This is a genomic window from Streptomyces sp. NPDC048057 (genome assembly GCF_040653095.1).
In the GTDB taxonomy this organism is placed as follows: Bacteria; Actinomycetota; Actinomycetes; order Streptomycetales; family Streptomycetaceae; genus Streptomyces.
In genome coordinates, this window is the sequence record NZ_JBEZNF010000019.1 from 58,057 (window position 1) to 72,078 (window position 14,022).

General features: G+C 72.1%; 14 protein-coding genes. 8 read left to right on the top strand and 6 right to left on the bottom strand.

Going from position 1 to position 14,022, the window contains the following annotated elements; translation table 11 throughout:
- Nucleotides 1-13: 13 nt before the first annotated feature.
- The 4 genes from AB0E05_RS22685 to AB0E05_RS22700 form a co-directional block, all read right to left on the bottom strand.
- Nucleotides 14-1,468, bottom strand: coding sequence for a SulP family inorganic anion transporter (locus AB0E05_RS22685; RefSeq protein ID WP_361966257.1), 1,455 nt, complete (start codon nt 1,466-1,468; stop codon nt 14-16).
- Between the two features lie 8 nt (nt 1,469-1,476).
- The gene (locus AB0E05_RS22690; RefSeq protein WP_361966259.1) at nt 1,477-2,058 is read right to left on the bottom strand and encodes a carbonic anhydrase; all 582 of its coding nucleotides are present in this window, start codon (nt 2,056-2,058) and stop codon (nt 1,477-1,479) included.
- Between the two features lie 77 nt (nt 2,059-2,135).
- Nucleotides 2,136-2,462: a hypothetical protein gene (locus tag AB0E05_RS22695; RefSeq protein ID WP_361966261.1), complete on the bottom strand. Its 327-nt coding sequence runs from the start codon at nt 2,460-2,462 to the stop codon at nt 2,136-2,138.
- A gap of 371 nt (nt 2,463-2,833) precedes the next feature.
- Entirely contained in the window at nt 2,834-3,589 is a 756-nt protein-coding gene (locus AB0E05_RS22700; RefSeq protein ID WP_361966263.1) for a M15 family metallopeptidase, read from the bottom strand.
- Between the two features lie 102 nt (nt 3,590-3,691).
- On the opposite strand from AB0E05_RS22700, the gene AB0E05_RS22705 reads away from it, so the two are divergent.
- From AB0E05_RS22705 to AB0E05_RS22715, 3 genes are all read left to right on the top strand, one after another.
- Complete coding sequence (locus AB0E05_RS22705; RefSeq protein WP_361966265.1) at nt 3,692-4,372, top strand: response regulator transcription factor; 681 nt, start codon at nt 3,692-3,694, stop codon at nt 4,370-4,372.
- Complete coding sequence (locus tag AB0E05_RS22710) at nt 4,369-5,529, top strand: HAMP domain-containing sensor histidine kinase (protein WP_361966268.1); 1,161 nt, start codon at nt 4,369-4,371, stop codon at nt 5,527-5,529. The genes AB0E05_RS22705 and AB0E05_RS22710 overlap by 4 nt, the downstream gene beginning before the upstream one ends.
- A 134-nt stretch (nt 5,530-5,663) precedes the next feature.
- Nucleotides 5,664-7,190, top strand: coding sequence for an insulinase family protein (locus tag AB0E05_RS22715; protein ID WP_361966270.1), 1,527 nt, complete (start codon nt 5,664-5,666; stop codon nt 7,188-7,190).
- A gap of 7 nt (nt 7,191-7,197) precedes the next feature.
- Here AB0E05_RS22715 and AB0E05_RS22720 read toward each other — a convergent pair whose 3' ends face one another.
- On the bottom strand, nt 7,198-8,625 hold the full coding sequence (locus AB0E05_RS22720) for an amidase (protein ID WP_361966485.1): 1,428 nt from the start codon (nt 8,623-8,625) through the stop codon (nt 7,198-7,200).
- Nucleotides 8,626-8,777: 152 nt separating this feature from the next.
- On the opposite strand from AB0E05_RS22720, the gene AB0E05_RS22725 reads away from it, so the two are divergent.
- Both AB0E05_RS22725 and AB0E05_RS22730 read left to right on the top strand, forming a co-directional pair.
- On the top strand, nt 8,778-9,392 hold the full coding sequence (locus tag AB0E05_RS22725) for a TetR/AcrR family transcriptional regulator (RefSeq protein WP_361966273.1): 615 nt from the start codon (nt 8,778-8,780) through the stop codon (nt 9,390-9,392).
- A gap of 85 nt (nt 9,393-9,477) precedes the next feature.
- A complete protein-coding gene (locus tag AB0E05_RS22730) occupies nt 9,478-10,614 on the top strand; it encodes a serine hydrolase domain-containing protein (protein ID WP_361966275.1) in 1,137 nt (378 codons plus the stop codon).
- Nucleotides 10,615-10,635: 21 nt separating this feature from the next.
- Here AB0E05_RS22730 and AB0E05_RS22735 read toward each other — a convergent pair whose 3' ends face one another.
- Nucleotides 10,636-11,070, bottom strand: coding sequence for a VOC family protein (locus AB0E05_RS22735; protein ID WP_361966277.1), 435 nt, complete (start codon nt 11,068-11,070; stop codon nt 10,636-10,638).
- Nucleotides 11,071-11,161: 91 nt separating this feature from the next.
- Here AB0E05_RS22735 and AB0E05_RS22740 point away from each other — a divergent pair, with 91 nt between their 5' ends.
- The 3 genes from AB0E05_RS22740 (at nt 11,162) to AB0E05_RS22750 (ending at nt 13,868) form a co-directional block, all read left to right on the top strand.
- Nucleotides 11,162-11,773 (top strand): TetR/AcrR family transcriptional regulator, encoded by a 612-nt coding sequence (locus AB0E05_RS22740; protein WP_361966279.1) that lies wholly within the window; start codon nt 11,162-11,164, stop codon nt 11,771-11,773.
- A 62-nt stretch (nt 11,774-11,835) separates the two neighbouring features.
- Nucleotides 11,836-12,537, top strand: coding sequence for a nitroreductase family protein (locus AB0E05_RS22745; RefSeq protein WP_361966281.1), 702 nt, complete (start codon nt 11,836-11,838; stop codon nt 12,535-12,537).
- Nucleotides 12,538-12,671: 134 nt separating this feature from the next.
- Nucleotides 12,672-13,868, top strand: a complete 1,197-nt coding sequence (locus AB0E05_RS22750) for an isoaspartyl peptidase/L-asparaginase (protein WP_361966283.1) — start codon at nt 12,672-12,674, stop codon at nt 13,866-13,868.
- Nucleotides 13,869-14,022 lie beyond the last annotated feature (154 nt).

Genomic DNA, 14,022 nt, shown 5'->3' on the forward strand with positions numbered 1-14,022 from the left:
CGGTCCGCCGGTGTCAGTGCGTGGTCATGCGCACCGGGTCGGTGTCGGCCGCGCTGTGGCGCTCCGCCCAGGTCTCCAGTGCCGTGCGACACGCGTGGTCCAGGTGGTGCAGTCCCGTGAGGTCCAGCTCCACCGGGCGGTCCTTCGGCAGGGCCTCCAGGCTGTCCAGTATCTTCGGCAACCGCAGGAAGGTCGCATTGCCCGACAGGTACGCCTGAACGGGTCCGGCGCCCTTGTCTATGACCTCCAGGCGGACGTGGGACGCCTCCCACGCCGTCTTCGCGATGGCGAGTGCAAGGCCGATGAGGACGCCCTCGAACATGCTGATCACGACGATGGACACGGCGGTGACCACCAGGACCACGGCCTCGCCCCGGTGCTGGCGCCACAGGCTGACCAACCCCCGCACGGGGACCAGCTTGCAGCCGGCGTGCACCAGGATGCCCGCCAGTGCCGGGATCGGGATGTACGCCAGGACGGACGGCAGCAGCGCCGCGAACAGCAGCAGCCACACGCCGTGCAGCACACGGGACGCCTTGGTCCGGGCGCCCGCCTGCACGTTCGCCGCGCTGCGCACGATCACCGCGGTCATGGGCAGGGCGCCAAGCGCTCCGCACACCGCGTTGCCCGTGCCCTGGGCGATGAGTTCCTTGTCGTAGTCCGTGCGCCGGCCGTCGTGCAGCCGGTCGACCGCGGCTGCTCCGAACAGGGACTCGGCGGAGGCGATCAGGGTGAACGCCACGACCGTGCCGATCGCGCCCACGGTGGCCAGGGTGCCGAAGGCGTCGGCCGACGGGGGCTGGATCGAGTCGAGCAGGCCGTTCACCTCGACCGTGGCGACGGGCAGCCCGCCGACCGCGGCCACCAGTGTGGCCAGGCCCACCGCGGCCAGCGGCGCGGGGACCGTGCGCATCCGACGCGGTGCGTGCCGCCACAGGACGAGGACGGCGATGGTGCCCGCGCCGATCGTGACGGATGCGATCGCGTCGGTGGACTCCAGGGCCCGCACGAGCGCCCCGGGCAGTTCGGCGATCTTGTTCAGGCCCGAAGCGGGGGCTTCGAAGCCGGCGATCGAGTAGAGCTGTCCGGCGATCAGCACCAGGCCGATGCCGGCGAGCATGCCCTCCACCACCGAGACCGACACGGCCCGGAAGTAGCGCCCCGTGCGCAGGAAGCCCATGAGGACCTGGAGGAGGCCGGCGGCGAGCACGATCGCACCGAGCACCGGCAGTCCGAACTCCCGGACGGCCTCGAAGACCAGCACGGTCAGTCCGGCTGCCGGGCCGGACACCTGAAGGCTGCTGCCGCGCATCAGGCCGGTGACGATGCCGCCCACGATGCCGGTGATCAGGCCGAGTTCGGCCGGTACTCCGGAGGCGACGGCCACGCCCACGCACAGCGGGAGCGCGACGAGGAAGACGACGAGGGATGCGGCGAAGTCCTGCCGCAAATGAGGGAACCTGGTCATCGGGCCACTCACAGAGCCACGAAGGCGTCGGTGTCGGCGCGGTGGGTCTGCACGGAGCCGGTGTGCACTTCGTAGTACCAGCCGTGCACGCGGAGCTGGCCGCTCGCGAGCCGTTGTTCGATGCACGGGTAGGACCGCAGGCGCAGCAGCTGCGCGAGGACGTGGCTCTGCACCGCGTCCGCTACGGCCGGGTCGTCCGCGCCACCGGAGGTGGCGGTGGGCGCGGCGTGCGCGAGCCAGTCACGCACGGCGGGGACGCCGGTCAGGTCGTCGCCGCGGACCAGGGCGCCGACGGCGCCGCAGTGGGAGTGGCCGCAGACCACGACGTCTTGGACGCCGAGGATCTCCACGGCGTACTCGATGGTGGCTGCCTCGCTGGTGGGGTGTACGGAGGCGTAGGGCGGGACGATGTTGCCCGCGGTGCGCAGTTCGAAGAGCTGCCCGGGGCGCGCGCCGGTGATGAGCGCGGGAACGACCCGGGAGTCGGAACAGGTGATGAACAGGACCTGGGGGGACTGGCCGGCGGCCAGCCGCGCGAACTCCTCAGGCTGCCGTCCGAACGCACGGGCGTTGTCGATGAGGGGCTGCATGGTGTGGTGAATCCTCCTGGCGCGCCCCTGGGGCGCGTCGGGCTGTCAAGGCACAGGTGGGGGGAAGGACTCTGGTCTCAGCAGCGGAAGACCTGGAGTGCGGCCGGGGTGTGAGCGGTGAGGGATCTCGCCGTGCGCTGGTGGTGCTCGGCGGGGACGTACGGCTCGTACGCCGCAGCCGGATCCTTCGTCGCCCGTGGGGGGCGGGGTGTCGCCGGTGCGACGTCAACGCTTCGGTGCCGGTCGCGGGCGCGTAACGGACTGGCCGCTTCGCCCGGCTGCTCGCAGGTCCTGCCCCGGGGCTCCTTCCCGGGCTCGGTCTTGGTGGGGCCGTAGCTGAGGACGGGAGCGGACGCAGCGGTCACGGCGGGGGCGAGGAAGGGCAGGGCGAACAGGACGATCACGAGAAGCGGTAAGAGGCTTCGGGCTGCCGTGTGACGCACTGACTTCCTCCCTCCGGGCATGTGGTGGCGCTGTCGTTCGCACGTCAAGGATTGACCAACTTGGTCAACAGAAGGTCAAGGAACACGTTAACGCCTGGTGATCCTTTCTGGGATGTCCTAAGTGGTCCGCGTGGCTGACGGCGTAGCCGGGACGGCCGATCGGCCCGGCCGCCCCGCTGCACATCGCCGCACGCCCGCCCGGGCCCGCGAGCAGGTCGGCGGCAAGGTTCGCGGCTAGGCCGATGGAGCTTTCCGCGGAGGTCGGTCCGCCCGATGGCGAACGCGTCGCACCGCTCGGAACCGGCCGCGCTGCGACGGACGGGTGACACGCGTCATCCGGCAGCGTCGGGCAGGGGTGCGGGACACGTGCCTCCGGGCTCGGTCAGCAGCTCGAAATGCCACATCTCATTGGCGTACTTCTGGCAGAGGCCGAATGCGGCGCCTTTCCGTATGAGCCAGTCGTCCGCGTCCGTCGGGCCGATGTCGACGGCCTTTCCCGTCACGTGTGCGGACTTGTCGGGAGTGCTGACGAACTTGCGCGCCTTTTCCAGACTTCCGTGGCGCGCGATCCCCCGCTGGAGAAGCTCGCGCTGGTACTCCTTGCTGCGCCAGCCGGAGGTGACGAAGAGATCCACGCCGTCTTCCTTCGCCGCTGTGGCGGCGGCCCGAAGAGCCGTGAGCAGAGCGGGGTCCAATCGGGTCACGGCGGGGTGGTCGGTATCGAAGGGGGTGACTTGGCGACCCGATCCAATGGCCCCGCTCCTCCCGTCCGCGCCCTTCCCCTCCGATGCGCTGCGACCTGTCGCCGAGGCCCCGCTGCTGCCCACCCCGAGCCGGCCTCCGTCCGTCGACACCACCGCCCACCAGGCCATGCCCAGCAACACAAGGGAGGCGATGGCCCCGCTGACGAGTGCGCGCCGCCCCCGCCGGCCACCCGTGGTGCGACCGGGTCGAGCGCCCTGGTCGGTGTGCTGCACCGAATCGGCCTGCTGCGGCTCCGTCATCTGCTTCGGGTACTTTCCACCCATCGCGATCGCCCTCCGACGTCGTTCTCGGTCGTTGTGCCACCAGTGAACGAGAAGGCCCATACCGTCGGCGTCTCAGCTTTTCGATACGTTCGCGATATGGCCTGCGTGATGTCATGGGGGTCGATGGTGCGGGAAATGTACTGGGGACGGGAAAGGGATCGCATGCGGGTGCTCATTGTCGAGGACGAGCCATATCTCGCCGAGGCGGTGCAGTCGGGACTGCGGCTCGCGGCCATCGCCGCGGATATCGCCGAGGACGGCGACCAGGCGTTGGAAATGCTCGACGTCCACGCGTATGACGTCGTCGTCCTGGACCGCGACATTCCCGGGACGCACGGGGACGACGTGTGCCGTTCCATCGTCGAGCGGCAGCTCGGCTGTCGCGTGCTGATGCTCACGGCCGCGAGCCGCCTCCAGGAGAAGGTCGCCGGATTCGAGCTCGGCGCGGACGACTACCTCACCAAACCCTTCGACCTGGAGGAGTTGGTGGTCCGGCTGCGCTCGCTCGCCCGCCGGCCTCGGGAGAGCACTCCACCTGTCCTGGAACACGCCGGGATTCGGCTTGATCTGTTCCGTCGAGAGGTGTTCCGGGACGGGCGCTACATCAGTCTGACGCGCAAGCAGTTCGCCGTGCTGGAGGTGTTGATGACGGCGCGGGGCGGGGTCGTCAGCGCGGAGACGCTGCTGGAGCGCGCCTGGGACGAGCACACCGACCCCTTCACCAACGCGGTGCGGATCACCATCTCCACCTTGCGCAAGCGCCTGGGCGACCCGCCCGCCATCCACACCGTGCCCGGCGTCGGCTACCGCATGGAGGAGCCCGGCCAGGAGGCGCACCAGTGAGCACAGCGCTGGATCCGACCACGAGCGAGGCGCTGGTCAAGGGGCGCCCGCGGCGGCTGACCGCGCGCCTGCGCCTGACCCTCAGCTACGCCCTCTTCGTCGTCATCACGGCCGCGACCACGCTCTTCGTCGTCTACGTCGTGATGCGGTTCGTGCCCAACTATCCGCTGACCGCGGCCAATCCCCGTGACAACGACCGGGTGCCGTCCCGCGAGGAGATCCTCGATGCGCTCCTGCGGATCTCCGGTTTCGCGCTGTTCTCGCTCGCCGTCGTCGGACTCGTGGGCGGTTGGTTCATCGCCGGACGCGTGCTGCAACCGCTCCAGGACATCACGGACGCCGCGCTCCAGGCGGCCGAGGGTTCGCTGGACCACCGCGTCGGACTCGCCGGCCCCCGAGATGAGTTCACCCATCTGTCCGACGCGTTCGACCACATGCTCGACCGCCTCCAGCAGTCCTTCGAGGCGCAACAACGCTTCGCCGCCAACGCCTCCCACGAACTCCGCACGCCACTCGCCGTCAACCGGGCCCTACTCGACGTCGCCCGAGCGGACCCCGACGGCCAGGACTACCCCCAGTTGGTGTCCCGGCTGTACGAGACCAACCAGCGCGGCATCGAGATCGTGAACGCCCTGTTGCAGCTCTCCGCGCTGGGACACACCCCGCCCGAGTTGGCCCCGTTGGACCTGTCCGAGACCGTCACCGAAGCACTCGATGTCGTCCGCCCCGAGGCCGCCGCCCGCTCCATCGCCGTGCACGCCACCGTCCACCCGGTCTCCGTGACCGCCAATGACGTCCTGTTGCAGCAGCTCACGGTGAATCTGCTGCACAACGCCATCCGGCACAACCTCCCGAACGACGGCCGCCTGGAGCTCACGGCGGGCCCCTCCCCCACCGCACCAGGACACGTCGACATCACCGTCAGCAACACGGGTTCGGTGCTGCGCCCCGAAGCCGTTGCCACCTTCACCGAGCCCTTCCTCCGCGGCGAGGGCCGCACGTCCGGCACGGGGCCCAGCGCCGGCAGGCGGGGGCACGGCCTCGGGCTGGCCATCGTGGCCGCCATCACCACGGCGCACCACGGCGAACTCATCCTCACGCCCCATCCCGAAGGGGGGCTGACGGCGACGGTCCGACTCCCCGCCGCGGCCGACTGATCCGGGCGGCCGGGAGCCTCGACCATCGCGGACCATCGCGCCGAACCCCCGCCGTCGCCTCCGGCGCCGCCGTCGTAACGGTCGTGCTCCGCACCCGTGCACACCACAACAGAAAAGGACCATATGCTCGGGCCATGCAACACGATGTGATCGACGGGGTGCCCGTCCTGTGGTCAGCGGCGCCCGGGCCGCTCGAAGCCGCCCTGGTCTTCGGGCACGGCGCGCGCGACGAGTCGTTCCGCACCATCGGGGTCACCCACCTCGTCGAACACCTCGCGATGAGCACGCTGCCGAGGCTGCACCACGAACACAACGCCTCCGTCTCGCTCAACCTCACCGACTTCACCGTCTCCGGCACCGACGAGCAGGTCGCCGACTTCCTCGCCGCGGTCTGCAAGGCCCTCGGCGCGCTTCCCGTCGATCGGATCGAGCGCGAAGCGGGAGTGTTGGCCGCCGAAGCCAGCGGGGTGACCGACCCGGTCACCGCGGAGTTGCTGTCCGCGCGTTACGGCACGGTGGGTGCGGGGCTCGTCTCGTGGGACGGACCCGGTCCGGACCGCATCCCCGTCGAGGCCGTACGCGAGACCGTCGCCCGGTCCTTCCACGCGGGCAACGCCGTCCTCCTGCTCACCGGACCGCCGCCGCCCGCCCTGCGGTTGCCCCTGCCGCAGGGCAAGCGGCCCGAGCGCGGTGACGCCCAACCGGTGATGTCGTCCGGTCCCCACTGGCTCTCGGCGAACGTGCCCGGTCCGGGTCTGGGACTGCACGCGGACCTGGACGACGCGGCGCTGACCGCGGCGCACGCCGTGCTCCAGGAGCGGCTGAGGCAGGTGCTGCGCCACCAGGAGGGGCTGTCGTACGACGTCGACGGTGCGCGCATGCACAGCGGGGGCGGTCGGGGCGAGTTCACCGTGGTCGTCGACGCCCGCGCCGGACAGCAGCGACGGGTCGCGGAGATCCTGTGGCGCGAGGCCCTGCGGCTGGCTTCCGAAGGGGTCACCGATGCGGAGCTCTCCGAGGAGATCGCCGGATTCCGCGAGGCGTGGCTCGACCCCCGGGCGACCCCGGCGGAGCTCGGCCAAGCGGGCGCGTGCCTGCTCTCCGACATCCCGTACGAGGACGCGGCGACGCGTCTCGCCGCGCTCGCCGAGGTGACCCCGGACAGCGCGCGGCAGGCGTTCGCGGCGGCGCTGGCCACGGCGCTGTTGGTCGTTCCCGAGGACGTCGAGGTGGAGTTGGCGCAGCTCGACGGGGCCCCGCTCACCGAGGGCGGCTGCGCCCACCCCCGCGGCGGGGAACTCCCCGCCGGAGGCAAGCACTTCAGGCCGTCGATGTTCGACCGGCTGCGCTTTCCGGAGGCCCGTACGGCCCGGTTGGTGCTCACCGGCGACGCGGTGTGGAGCCGCGACGGTCGCGGGCACGTGCACCACCTGCCCTTCGCCGACGTGGTGGGCATGGAGGTGGACGGCCCCGGGCGGGTGCTGTTCGGGCGCGGCAATTGCCTGGTCCCGGTGGTGCCGGAGCTGTTCGCCGGCATCGGCGAGGCGGTCGAAGCGATCGACGCCGGCGTGCCGAAGGCGCTGCACTACGAGCCTTCCGCCTTCGCCGATCGCGACGACGCCTGCGCACCGCCGCCCGCGACGAAGGCGCCCCGAGGCTAGGGCCTGCTCAGGGGTGCGGTGCGTCGACCGGGTCGATCGGGGTGAGCACCCCCGCGCGGTCCTCGATCGCCTGGGCCGCGGCCAGACACAGGTCTTCCCGGAAGGCTCGTCCCACGATCTGCACCCCGGTGGGGAGCCCGTCGGCCACCCCCGTCGGCACGGCCACGGCCGGTACGCCCACGAAGCTGGTGGCCGTGCACAGGCGCATCCCCGAGGCGACCCGTTCGCGGCCCGCCCGGTCGCGCGACTCCAGGCCCGGTTCGAACGGGGGCTCCGTGAAGACCGGGCCGAGCACGAGCGGATACGTGTCGAGGAACTCGGCCCAGGAGCGCCGGATGCCCAGCCAGGTGCCCATGAGCGCCACCAGTTCGTCGCCGCTCGCGGGTGGTGTGCGCTCCATCGCGTAGGAGAGGTAGCGGTCACCGCCCGCGCCGAGCAGGGTGCGCACCGCGGGCCACGCGGGGGCGAACTCGGTGACGGTGATGCGGCCGTACGCGTCGAGCGCCTCGTCGAGCCGCGGCACGTCCGGCACGTCGCACACGGCGTACCCCGCGTCCTGTAGGGCCTCGGCGGCCCGCTCCACCGCCGCCCGCACGGACGGGTGCACGCCGTGACCGCCGGGGTCCGGTACGACCGCGACGCGGACGGGTCCGGGCAGCGGTTCGCCGTAGCGCGGCACGGGCACCGCCCGTGGGTCCCGGGGGTCGGTCCCGGCCAGGACGTCGTACGCGAGCTTCAGGTCGCCGACGCGGCGCGCCAGCGGGCCGTCGGTGACGAGCAGTTGCGACGCGGGACCGACGTCGTCGGAGCTGAGTACGCGCTGGTCGGCCGGGAAACGGCCGGTGGACGGCTTCAGCGCGGCCACCCCGCAGAACTGGGCGGGGATGCGCACCGACCCCCCGGCGTCGCTGCCGAGCCCGAGCGCCGCCATGCCGGTGGCCACGGCGACCCCGTCGCCCCCGCTGCTGCCGCCGGGGGTGCGCCGGCCGTCCCAGGGGTTCCGGGTGTCGCCGAACAGTTCGCTGCGGGAGTGCACGCCCGCCAGGACCAGGGTGGGCATGTTGCTGTGCCCGATCGGGACGGCGCCGGCCGCGCGCAGCCGCGCCACGGGCAGGGCGTCCGCCGCCGCCACCAGATCGCGAAAGCGCGGGACCCCGAAGGTGGTCGGAACGCCCTCGACGGGCGTCGACTCCTTCACCGTGAAGGGCACGCCCGCCAGGGGGCCCAACTCCTCGCCCGCGGTGCGGCGTCGATCGGTTGCCGCCGCGGCCTCGCGGGCACGTTCGGCGAGGAGCTGGGTGACCGCGTTCATCCGCGGGTTGACCTCCGCGATCCGCGCCAGATGGCTGTCGACGAGTTCGACGGCGCTCACCTCTCCCCGGCGTACGGCCTGCGCCTGGGCGGCGGCGGACAGCTTCCACGGGGCGTCCTGCATCTGCTCGGTCATGTACTCGACCCACTCCCACGTTCCGATGCGTTTGCATCGAAACTGTAGTCCACGTATCGATGCAGCCGCATCGAATAAAGTGCCCGTAGGCACGGCGGGGGTCCGCGTGCACGCGTACGACCGGTGAGGAAGGTGGCGACATGCCCCGGCAGGTGGACCACGAGGGCCGACGTCGACTGATTGCGGAGGCCGTCTGCCGGCTCGCCGACGAGCGCGGCCTGGAGGGCGTGACCCTGCGGGACGTCGCGGCGCGCGCCCGGGTGTCGATGGGGGCCGTCCAGCGCTGCTTCAGCACCAAGGACGAGATGCTGGCCTTCACCCTCGACCACGTCGGCGAGCGGATCGGGGAACGCGTGCGCGCGCGGGTGGTGCGCGCGCCCGCTCAGTCGGCGGCGAGCGCACTCGGGCATGCGGCGACGGAGGTGTCCCTGCTCGACCCGGTGCACCGCGCCGAGGCACGGGTGTGGCTGGCCTTCGTCGCCCAGGCGGCCGTCAGTCCGGAGCTGACCCGCACGCTGCGGACGAACTACGCAGCGCTGGAGGAGGTGTTCACCCATCTCATCGCCGAGGGCGGCGCGGACGCCGGCGGCGGTGCGGACGTCGATGCGCAGCGCGAGGCCCGCACCCTGTTGGCCCTCGCGGACGGCCTCACCGCCCACGTCCTCATCGACCACCTCACCCACGACGAAGCGCTCGGGGTGCTCGACGCACACCTCAGCGCCCTGTGGCAGCGGCTGACCGGTTCGCCGTCCTAGCGGGCCCGGGGTGGAGCCGGCTCCACCGCAGATGGGGGAGGTAGCCGGCGCGCCTGGCGGCGGCGCCGCTCCTAGCCTTTCGGTCATGCCCTCCGCACTGCTCCTCGCCTTCGCCGCCCTCCTCGCCTCCACGGCCCCCACCTCCGACCCGTCGACGCGCACGGAGAGCAGCCGCACCTCGCTCCAGCGCAGCCTGGACGAGCTGACCGGGCGTCACGACCTCGCGGGAGCGGCAGCCCTGGTGACAGACCCGCACGGCAAGCGGTGGTCGGCGGCCAGTGGGCAGGCCGACCTGCGGACTGGCCGGGCGATGAACGCCACCGACCGGTACCGCATCGGCAGCATCACCAAGACGTTCACCGCGGCGACCGCCCTCCAGTTGACCGACGAAGGGCTGCTGTCGCTCGACGCGTCCGTGGAGCGATACCTGCCGGGCCTGGTGCGCGGCCACGGGTACGACGGGCGCGCCATCACCGTACGGCAGCTGCTCCAGCACACCAGCGGACTGCCGGACCACAGTGACGCCCTTGCCGACGCCGCCGTCTCCTGGCTGCGCCGCCACCACTTCGCCCCGCGGGAGTTGGTGGAACTGGCGCTGCGCGAGCCGCGTCCGACATCGCCGTGGCACTACTCGACCACCAACTACGTCCTGGTCGGCCTGGTCATCGAGGAGGTCACCGGCCGCCCCGCGGAGGCGGAGGTCACCCGTAGGGTCATCGAGCCGCTGAGGTTGGACGACACCTATTGGCCGGGCTCCTCCCCCACCATCCGGGGTCCGCACTCGCGCAGTTACTTCACGGTCCGAGAGGGCGGCGCCGACGGCGCATCGGTCCGGGTGGACGGCACGACGTGGAACACGTCGGCGGGCGGTGCCGGCGGTGCGCTCGTCTCCACGGCGGCCGATGTGAACGCCTTCTTCGCCGCCCTGTTCGGCGGCCGGCTGCTGAGTCCCGAACGGCTGGCCGAGATGCGGACGACCGTCGCCGGAGACCCGAACCGACTCGGCCCCGAAGGCCGGTACGGACTCGGCCTGATCACCGGCCCGCTGCCGTGCGGCGGCCGTTTCACCGGGCACACCGGAGGCACCCGCGCCGGCCACCACACCATCAGCGCCGCGGCACCGGACGGACGGCAGGTGACGGTCGTCGTCAATGAGACCCCGCGCACCGAAGGGGCCACCAACGCCCTGCTCGCCGTCGTGAACACGGCGCTCTGCCCCTGACGGTCCCCGAGCAGCTGGACCCTAGGGGGCGTGCCCCTCGGCGTACTGCTCGGCGTACTCCTCGGTCGCCGGGACGACCGTGATGACGTCGATCATCACCCCGTCCGGCCCGGCGACGATGAAGTGGCGCTGCCCGAACTCCTCGGTCCGCAGCGGCAGCAGCTCCGGCCATTGCGCCGCGCCGACCAGGCGCCGGTGCTCCGCGTCCACGTCGTCGACCTCGAAGTTCAGCAGGAGCCCGCCCTGGATCGGGGTGCGGTGCCCTTCCGGGACGCTGGCGTGGGTGGGGTCGAGCAGGGCGAGTTCGTACTGCGGGGCGTCTGGACGGCGCAGGCTCACGTACCAGTCGGCTTCGAAGGTGACCTCGAAGCCGAAGTGGCGGGTGTAGAAGTCGCGCGATGCGGCGACGTCGCTGGCGCAGATCACCGGGTAGAAGCCACCGAGCTTGCTGGTCATGACGGGTCCCTTCGTCGTGATGGAGGGGACGCTGGCGCACCCCTTTCACATACCCAAGGTATGTGAAGCATGGGGTTAGCATACCCGGGGTATGCGAAAAGGGAAGGGCGGTACGGACATGGCGACCAGCCGGGCTGACCAGCGGGCGGCTACGCGACGGGCGCTGCTCACGGAAGGGCGGCGCCGCTTCGCCGCCGACGGGTATCACGACGTCGTGCTCGCCGACGTGGCGGCGGCCGTCGGCGTCACCAAGGGCGCCGCGTACCACCACTTCGCCAGCAAGGCAGGGCTCTTCCGGGCCGTGGTCGCCGAGGTACAGAGCGAGTTGGGCGAGCGGGTCGCGGCGGCGGCCGATGCGCACGCCGATCCCTGGGAGCAGCTGCGGGCCGGCTGCCGCGCCTTCCTCGCGGCGGGTGCCGATCCGGCCGTCCGCCGCATCGTGCTGGTGGACGCGCCCACGGTGCTGGGCTGGGACGAGTGGCGCGCCATGGACGACGACGCGTCGGCCCGGCATCTGGCGGAGGCGCTGGAGTCCCTGGTGGCCGCGGGCGTCATCACGGAGCAGCCGGTGGCGCCGCTGGCCAGACTGCTGTCCGGGGCGATGAACGAGACGGCGATCTGGCTGGCGCGCTCGACCGCCCCGAGCGCGCTCACCGACGCCGAACGGGCCTTGGACCGCCTGCTGTCCGGACTGCGGACATGAGCATCCGGAAATCAGGGCGCACCCCCTGCCGCCGGCGGGCGGAAGGCGGCACACTCTCGGGCATGCCCACGACGACCGAGCGTTGGACCCCCACCCACGGCGAGCCCTACCGCCCCGTCCCCTATCGGCCCGAGCGCATGCCCCAGGACGAGTCCCTGGCACGCGCGGCCGAGCTGCGGGCCCGGATGGACGAGCGGCGCACGGTGCGCCAGTTCGCCCCCGACCCCGTACCGCTCCAGGTGGTCAGGGACGCCATCGCCTGTGCCGCGACCGCGCCGTCCGGCGCCCACCAACAGCCCTGGACCTTCGTCCTGGTCCGGGACGCCGACATCCGGCGGCGCATCCGTCAGGCGGCGGAGGAGGAAGAGCAGATCTCCTACGACGGGCGGCTCGGCGACGAGTGGCTGGCGGCGCTGCGCCCGCTCGGCACCGACGAGGTCAAGCCGCACCTCACGGACGCCCCGGCGCTCATCGTCGTCTTCCAGCAGCGTTACTGGCTCGGCGGTGACGGCAGCAAGCGCAAGCACTACTACGTGGACGAGTCGGTCGGCATAGCGGTCGGCATGCTCCTGAGCGCCCTCCACCTCGCCGGGCTCGCCGCCCTCATCCACACCCCGAGCCCGATGCGCTTCCTCTCCGAGGTCCTCGGCCGGCCGGCGAACGAGAAGGCGTTCGCGGTGATCCCGGTCGGCTACCCGGCGCCGGACTGCCAGGTGCCCGATCTGGTGCGCAAGTCGCTGGACCAGGTGATGGTCGAGGTCTGAACCACGGCGGGCCGCATCCAGCGGCCCCGGCACTCTCGATCAAGGCATGGGCATGACAGTACAGTCGGGCGCACCAACTCAGTCGGTGCGCAGCCACCGAGGCGGTACGCGCACCCCGTGACAAGGAGCGCCCCATGCCCAGCAGTCGCACCCCGGCCTGGATCCTGCCCTCGCTGCTCGCGGTCACGGTGACCGCCGCCCTCGTCGCCGTACCGGGCGCGGGTGGTGCGGCGGCGCCGTCCTCGGCGGTGCCGGTCGCTGCCGAGCAGGATGGGCCTGGGCCCGACACGGCCGAGCAGTCCAAGACGGCGCAGGGCCGAGCCGTGCAGGGCGAGCCCGGCACCACCAAGCCCCGGCCGGACGCCCGTGACGTCGTGCTCGCCGTGCACGGCGGCGCGGGCGCCGCCCTGGACCGGGAGACGACCACGCCCGCGCGCGAGAAGGCGTACCGCGACGGGCTCGCCCGTGCCCTGCGCGCCGGGCAGAAGGTCCTCGACCGCCGCGGCACGAGCCTGGACGCGGTGGAGGCCGCGGTGAAGGTGTTGGAGGACGATCCCTTGTTCAACGCGGGCAAGGGCGCGGTGTTCACCGCCGACGCCTCCCACGAGTTGGACGCCTCCGTCATGCGCGGCTCGGACCTCGCGGCGGGGGCCGTCGCCGGGGTGCGCAACCTGCGCAATCCGGTCGAGGGCGCCCGGCTGGTGATGGAGAAGTCCCGGCACGTCATGCTCTCCGGCGAGGGCGCGGACGACTTCGGCCAACAGCACGGCCTGGCGACCGTCACCCAGGACTACTACTGGACCCAGGCCCGCTGGGACGCCCTGATCCGCGCGAAGGAAACGGCCAGCGGCTCCAAGACGGCCGCCAAGACGCCCGAGGCCCTGGCCGACGAGCAGTCCAAGGGCACGGTGGGCGCCGTGGCCCTCGACGGCCGGGGCGACCTCGCTGCGGCCACCTCGACCGGCGGCCTCACCAACAAGCTGCCCGGCAGGATCGGCGACTCCCCCGTCATCGGCGCCGGTACGTACGCGAAGAACGGCACGCTCGCCGCGAGCGCCACCGGTGCGGGCGAGGTCTTCATCCGGGGCGCGGCGACCTCGACGATCTCCAACCTCATGGAGTTCGCCCGACTGCCACTGGCGTCCGCGGCCTACGAGGTGCTCGTCAAGCGCCTGCCGGCGCTCGGCGGGGACGGCGGGGTGATCGCGCTCGGCCCGAACGGCGACTTCGATGCCCCGCACAGCAGCCCGGGCATGCTGCACGGCTATCTGACCGAGGACGGCGCGGTCGTCACCAAGGTCTTCCCCGACGAGTCGCCCGCGAACACCTGACGCGCCCGGCGGCAGCCCACCGAGCGCACCTGGCCGGTCACCGACGGCCATCAGGGCAGTTCGGCCCGCCGATCATGGCCGTTCGACCCATGGCGGGCCCCGGGCGGCGGGCTGAGACTGGAGGCAGACAGTGCTGCGCGAGCACGTAGATGGG